The sequence below is a fragment of the Gordonia sp. PS3 genome (assembly GCF_041950545.1).
Taxonomy (GTDB): Bacteria; Actinomycetota; Actinomycetes; order Mycobacteriales; family Mycobacteriaceae; genus Gordonia; species Gordonia sihwensis.
Genome location: NZ_CP169524.1, coordinates 3799265 through 3806177, shown reverse-complemented (window position 1 = coordinate 3806177; position 6913 = coordinate 3799265). Strand labels below are relative to the sequence as shown.

The following is a 6913-nucleotide window of genomic DNA, read 5'->3' as shown; positions in this document are numbered from 1 at the left end:
TCGGTACACTGGCGCGCACTCTCGACGTCGGCGGCAGACTCTGACGAGTCCGCCGCCGACTTTTTTCACGATTCCTCCGCGAGGGGGACCCCATGGAAAAGCCCAGGACGCGCGTGCGTCGCACGTGTGGATGATCTGGTGACAACAGGGGCGATTTCTGTGGACAACAGGTGCGTGTCGGTTGAACAGTTCGATCCGTCCACAACCGCCCCGATTCATCCACCGCCCTCGTCCACCGGGAGTCCACACCTCGTCGGAGGCCGTGACCAGCACAGACGAGCTGTTACCCACAGAACTCACACCGCCTATTACTAAGAAGATTTCTTCTTTGAAGAACATCTTTTAAAAGAAGCTGTGTGCATACACAGCCTGCGGCGACCGCGCGACCGCGTCCGCTTCGCCGGACGCTCCGAAGTCGCGACCGAGTTATCGATCCGGTTCCGCATCCGAGGCCGAAGCGCTCTACAGTGGGGTTCTGCGACCAACCACCGCCGGGCCCTGCTGCACCCTGCGCCAGACCCGGCATGTCGAGAAGGGGTTACACCACCGATGAAGTTTCGTGTCGTGCGTGACGAGTTCGCCGATGCTGTCGCGTGGGTGGCCCGGAGCCTGCCTTCCCGGCCGCCCGTCCCTGTTCTCGGCTGCGTCGTCCTGACCGCGGACGAGCACGGACTCCAGGTAGCCGGTTTCGACTACGAGGTCTCGGCCACCCAGACCATCTCGGCCGAAGTCGCCGAAGGCGGAAAAGCCCTGGTCTCGGGCCGGCTGCTCGCCGACATCACCAAGGCGCTGCCCAACAAGCCGGTCGACGTCACGATCGACGGCAGCCGCGTCGCGATCAGCTGCGGCAGTGCCAAGTTCTCGCTGCCGACGATGCCGGTCGAGGACTACCCCGAGCTGCCCGAAGTGCCGCAGAACACCGGATCGGTTCCTGCAGAGCTGTTCTCCGAAGCCGTCTCGCAGGTGGCCGTGGCCGCGGGCAAGGACGACACCCTGCCGATGCTGACCGGTGTTCGCGTCGAGATCGACGGCGACAAAGTGGTTCTCGCGGCCACCGACCGCTTCCGGCTCGCGGTCCGCGAGCTGCAATGGAACCCGGCGGATGCGAGTGCGGCCGGTGCGGCGCTCGTTCCCGCCAAGACCCTCTCCGAAGCCGCGAAGTCGGCCGGTGCCGACGCCACCGGCAACGTCGAACTCGCGTTCGGCGCCGTGAACGCGATCGGCTCCGAGGGGATGCTCGGCATCACCAACAACGCGAAGAAGACCACCACCCGGCTCCTGGATGCGGAGTTCCCGAAGTTCCGCCAGCTGTTTCCGGCCAACCACACCTCGATCGCGGTGGTCGAAAGTGCCCCGCTGATCGAATCCATCAAGCGCGTCTCACTAGTGGCCGAACGCGGCGCCCAGGTGCGGCTCGACTTCTCCAGCGACTCGGTGCTGCTCACCGCGGGCGGCGACGAAGCCGGAAAGGCCGAGGAAGAGCTGCCTGTCCAGTTCTACGGCGAACCGATCATCATCGCGTTCAACCCCCACTATCTGCTCGACGGACTGGCGGCGATCGGCACCGACACGGTGGAGTTCGGGTTCACCAACCCGGAACCGGACGGCTCGGGCCAGCGTCGTGCGGCGATCCGCCCGGCGGTGCTGCGGCCGTCTTCCGGTGACGAGCCGGCCGCCGACGAGTCGGGTGCTTACGCCGCGTCGGCGAGCGAATTCAGCTATCTGCTGATGCCGGTCCGTCTCCCGGGCTGAGCCTCTGCAGCCGACCTGAATTCCTTCCCGGAGAGGACGCCATGCAACTCGGACTCGTAGGACTCGGCAAGATGGGCGCCAACATGCGCACCCGAATGAGGGCCGCCGGACACGAGGTGGTCGGCTACGACCCGCGGCCCGAGGTGTCGGACGCGGAGAGCCTCGAGGCGATGGTCGGCGCGTTGTCGACTCCGCGCGCGGTGTGGCTGATGGTTCCCGCCGGGGACATCACCAGGCAGAACGTCGCCGCTCTCGCCGATCTTCTCGCTCCGGGCGACATCGTCATCGACGGCGGCAACTCGCACTACTCCGACGATCGGCCCCACGCGGACCTGCTCGCCGAGCGTGGTATCGGGTACCTCGACTGCGGAGTCTCGGGTGGCGTGTGGGGTCTCGAGAACGGCTACGGTCTCATGGTCGGCGGCTCAAAGGCCGACGTCGAGACGGTGATGCCGATCTTCGACGCTCTCCGTCCGGACGGAGAGCGTGAAGACGGCTTCGTGCACGCCGGCCCCGTCGGCGCCGGTCACTACGCGAAAATGGTGCACAACGGCGTCGAGTACGGGCTGATGCACGCCTACGCCGAGGGGTACGAACTGCTCGATGCCGAGCCGCTGATCGAAGATGTGACGGGCACGCTCCGGGCCTGGACCCAGGGTACGGTGGTGCGGTCGTGGCTGCTGGAACTGCTGGTCCGGGCGCTGGACGCCGATCCCGGCCTCGCCGGGATCTCGGATTACACCACTGATTCCGGCGAAGGTCGCTGGACGGTGGAGGAGGCGATCAGGCATGCGGTGCCCGCGAATGTGATCTCCGCGGCACTCTTCGCCCGATTCGCCTCCCGGCAGGACGAGTCGCCGGCGCTGAAGGCCGTCTCGGCTCTGCGGAACCAGTTCGGCGGCCACGCGATGATCGACACCGCTGGTCAGAGCATCGGCGAGACCGCTGGTCAGAGCGTCGGCGAGACCGGTGGTCAGAGCATCGACGAGACCGGTGGTCAGAGCTCCGGCGAGCCCGCAACGCCGAACTCGTGACGGCGAGGTAGCGGTTCGTTGTTCGTTCGCGAGCTGACTCTGCGCGACTTCCGGTCCTGGCCGCACGCGCAGTTCACGTTGTCGCCCGGGACCACGGTCTTCGTCGGTCGCAACGGTTTCGGCAAGACCAATCTCCTCGAATCGCTGTTCTATGTCGCGACCCTGCGCTCGCATCGGGTCTCGTCGGACGCTCCGCTGGTGCGGACCGACGCCGAGGCGGCTCGGGTGACAGCAACGGTGGAGAACGACGGCCGCGAACTCACCGTCGAGCTGACGATCCCGGCCCAGGGCGCCAACAAGGCGACGATCAACACGCGACCGGTTCGGCGCACCCGCGAAGTGCTCGGAATCCTGCGCGCGGTGCTGTTCGCACCCGAGGACCTCGCACTCGTGCGCGGCGAACCGGGGGAGCGACGCCGCTTCATCGACGAACTGGTGGCGCAGCTGCGACCGCTCGCGGCGGGCGCGAAGGCCGACTACGACCGGGTTCTCCGACAGCGATCCGCGCTGCTCAAGACTGCGAGTGCGGCGATGCGCCGGGGCGGGTCACAGGCCGATTCGGTGCTCGGAACCCTGGACGTGTGGGACGCCCAACTCGCCGAGACGGGTGCGCAGGTCACCGCCTCCCGCATCGCGGTGGTGCGGCAGCTCGCCCCGTTCGTCACCGAGGCCTACTCGTCGATCGCCCCGCACTCGAGGCCCGCGCACATCTCGTACCGGTCCGCCGCCGGCGCCGCCGTCGACGCCAGCCCAGGCGGTGACGACGCGGTGCCCGCGATCCGCGACATCCTCGCCGAGCGTCTCGCCGAACTGCGCAGCAAGGAGATAGAGCGGGGGATGTGCCTGGTGGGACCGCACCGCGACGACCTCCTGCTCGGTCTCGGCGACGAACCCGCGAAGGGTTTCGCCAGCCACGGCGAGAGCTGGTCGTTCGCGCTGTCGCTGCGGCTCGGCAGTGTCGAACTGCTGCGGGCCGACGGCGTCGAACCGATCATCATGCTCGACGACGTCTTCGCCGAACTCGACGTCACCCGGCGCAGACTGCTGGCCGAGTTCACCTCCGGCGCCGATCAGCTGCTGATCACCGCCGCCGTCGCCGACGACATCCCCGAATCGATCGGCGGACGCCGGATCTGTGTCGGAGTCACCGACGATGATGGTCGCAGGCACTCGGTGGTGACCGCCGACGACGCGCCCGAAGGGGGACCGACCTCGGCCGGGGCGTCCGGCGCGGATACCGCTCCGGACGAGGGGAGTGATGATGACTGACGAGAAACCCACTGTGCAGCCGGAGGGGCTGTCGGGGTACGACCTCGCGAGGGCTGCTCTGGAAGAGGCCCGGGCGCTGGCCCGCGCTCAGGGCAAACCCGTCGGCATGGGACGGTCAGCACCCATCAGAAGCAGGCGCCGGACCAGTGATCGATCGCGTCGGCGCTGGTCAGGAGCAGGTCCGGACCCCCGTGACCCGCAACCGCTGGGAAGCATGGTCGGCAGGGTCGCCAAGCAGCACGGCTGGGAGTCCCGCATCTCCGAGGGCGCGCTGTTCGGCATGTGGCCGTCGATCGTCGGCGACGACATCGCCTCCCACGCCGACCCGACGAGGCTCGAGGGAACCGTCCTGCACGTCAGGGCCGAGTCGACGGCGTGGGCCACACAGCTGCGGTACATGCAGGGTCAGATCATCGCGAAGATCGCGAAGGTGATCGGCCACGGAATGGTGACGAGTCTGCGGATCACCGGCCCCCAGGCGCCGTCCTGGCGGAAGGGGCCGCGGCACATCTCCGGACGCGGTCCGCGCGACACGTACGGCTGAGCCGCGCAACGATCGCCCGATTTCGACACGAGAGGCTTTAAACCGGATCGACCCATGATCGGTCCCGGCTTGAACCAAGTTCGTCGGTCTCCGTCGCTACTGGGGCGTGGTAAACGCGGCTCTGGGTTGATTACCAAGTACACTGGTCGGTAACTGTCCCCAACACGAATGGGAGCTGACCGGAGTGGCAGACACCAGCGGCAACGCACCTAAGAAGTCAGGCAAGTCCAAGCCGAGCGAATACGGTGCCGACTCGATCAGCATCCTCGAGGGTCTGGAAGCTGTCCGCAAGCGTCCCGGCATGTACATCGGTTCCACCGGTGAGCGCGGTCTGCACCACCTGATCTGGGAAGTCGTCGACAACTCGGTCGACGAGGCGATGGCCGGCTACGCCACCCGCGTCGACGTGACCCTGCTGGCCGACGGCGGCATCCGCGTCGTGGACGACGGTCGTGGCATGCCCGTCGGCATGCATGCTACGGGTGTGCCCGCGGTGGAGGTCATCATGACCCAGCTGCACGCCGGCGGTAAGTTCGACTCCGATTCATACGCGGTGTCGGGCGGTCTGCACGGCGTCGGCATCTCGGTGGTCAATGCGCTGTCCACGAAGGTCGAGCTGGAGATCAAGCGCAACGGTTCGGTGTGGCGGCAGACGTACACCAACGCCGAGCCGGGTCCGCTCGTCGAGGGCGAGGCCGCGTCCGGCACCGGGACCAGCGTCTCCTTCTGGGCCGACGGGAAGATCTTCGAGACCACCGAGTACAACATCGAGACGATCGCCCGGCGGCTCCAGGAGATGGCCTTCCTGAACAAGGGCCTCACCATCACCCTGACCGACGAGCGGGTCCACGAGGCCGTGCTCGAGGCAGAGGTGGAGGAGTCGGAGGACGGCGACGCCAGCATCAAGACCGAAGAGCAGAAGGCTACGGCCATCGCCAAGGTCAAGACGCGGACGTACCACTACCCGGACGGCCTCATCGACTACATCAAGCACCTCAACAGCCGCACCAAGGCCCCGATCCACAAGACCGTCGTCGGCTTCACCGCCAAGGGTGAGGGCCACGAGGTCGAGATCGCGATGCAGTGGAACGAGGGATACGCGGAGTCGGTCCACACCTTCGCCAACACCATCAACACCGCTGAGGGCGGTACTCACGAAGAGGGCTTCCGCGCGGCGCTGACCAGCACGGTCAATCGCTATGCGATCGACAAGAAGCTCATCAAGGAGAAGGACGGCAAGCTCTCCGGCGACGACATCCGAGAGGGTCTGGCCGCCGTCATCTCCGTCAAGGTGGCCGACCCGCAGTTCGAGGGCCAGACCAAGACCAAGCTCGGTAACACCGAGGTCAAGAGCTTCGTCCAGAAGACGTGCAACGAGCACCTGGCGATGTGGTTCGACGCGAACCCGGCCGAGGCCAAGACCATCATCCGCAAGGCCGCGGATTCGCAGCAGGCCCGACTCGCAGCGCGTCGCGCACGTGAGCTCGTCCGCCGCAAGACCGCGACCGACATCGGCGGCCTGCCCGGCAAGCTCGCCGACTGCCGCAGCAACGACCCCAGCAAGTGCGAGGTCTACATCGTGGAGGGCGACTCCGCGGGCGGTTCCGCCAAGTCGGGCCGCGACTCGATGTACCAGGCGATCCTGCCGCTGCGAGGCAAGATCATCAACGTCGAGAAGGCCCGCATCGACCGCGTTCTCAAGAACGCCGAAGTCCAGTCGATCATCACCGCCTTCGGCACCGGCATCCACGATGAGTTCGACATCAGCAAGCTGCGCTATCACAAGATCGTGCTGATGGCCGACGCCGACGTCGACGGTCAGCACATCGCGACGCTGCTGCTCACGCTGCTGTTCCGCTTCATGCGGCCGTTGATCGAACAGGGACACGTCTTCCTCGCGATGCCCCCGCTGTACAAGCTCAAGTGGCAGAAGGGCGCCGAGCCGGAGTTCGCGTACAACGACCGCGAGCGCGACGCGCTGCTCGAGGCCGGCCGCGCCGCGGGCAAGAAGATCAACCCGGACGACGGCATCCAGCGTTACAAGGGTCTGGGCGAGATGAACGCCAGCGAGCTGTGGGAGACCACGATGGATCCGGAGGTCCGTGTCCTCAAGCAGGTCACCCTCGACGACGCCGCTGCCGCCGACGAACTGTTCTCGATCCTCATGGGCGAGGACGTGGTGGCACGCCGCACCTTCATCGCGCGCAACGCCAAGGACGTTCGCTTCCTCGACGTCTGATCCGTCCACCGACTTCGACTCCGCGGATCCCGGCAGTGCCGGGGACCGCACCCGATGCCAGCACGCGGCGTTGGC

The 6913-nt window shown here is 66.8% G+C and carries 5 protein-coding genes; all 5 read left to right on the top strand.

Features of this window, described 5'->3' with window-relative positions:
• The first annotated feature begins 549 nt into the window (after positions 1-549).
• The 5 genes from dnaN (at position 550) to gyrB (ending at position 6838) form a co-directional block, all read left to right on the top strand.
• Positions 550-1752, top strand: a complete 1203-nt coding sequence (gene dnaN / locus ACE11G_RS17625; RefSeq protein ID WP_006896769.1) for a DNA polymerase III subunit beta — start codon at positions 550-552, stop codon at positions 1750-1752.
• A gap of 41 nt (positions 1753-1793) precedes the next feature.
• Complete coding sequence (gene gnd / locus ACE11G_RS17620; protein ID WP_375003262.1) at positions 1794-2786, top strand: phosphogluconate dehydrogenase (NAD(+)-dependent, decarboxylating); 993 nt, start codon at positions 1794-1796, stop codon at positions 2784-2786.
• An 18-nt stretch (positions 2787-2804) separates the two neighbouring features.
• The gene (recF, locus tag ACE11G_RS17615) at positions 2805-4055 is read left to right on the top strand and encodes a DNA replication/repair protein RecF (RefSeq protein WP_006896771.1); all 1251 of its coding nucleotides are present in this window, start codon (positions 2805-2807) and stop codon (positions 4053-4055) included.
• Positions 4048-4599: a DUF721 family protein gene (locus ACE11G_RS17610; RefSeq protein ID WP_006896772.1), complete on the top strand. Its 552-nt coding sequence runs from the start codon at positions 4048-4050 to the stop codon at positions 4597-4599. Before recF ends, ACE11G_RS17610 begins: the two co-directional genes overlap by 8 nt.
• A 184-nt stretch (positions 4600-4783) precedes the next feature.
• On the top strand, positions 4784-6838 hold the full coding sequence (gyrB, locus tag ACE11G_RS17605; protein WP_006896773.1) for a DNA topoisomerase (ATP-hydrolyzing) subunit B: 2055 nt from the start codon (positions 4784-4786) through the stop codon (positions 6836-6838).
• The last annotated feature ends 75 nt before the right edge of the window (positions 6839-6913 follow it).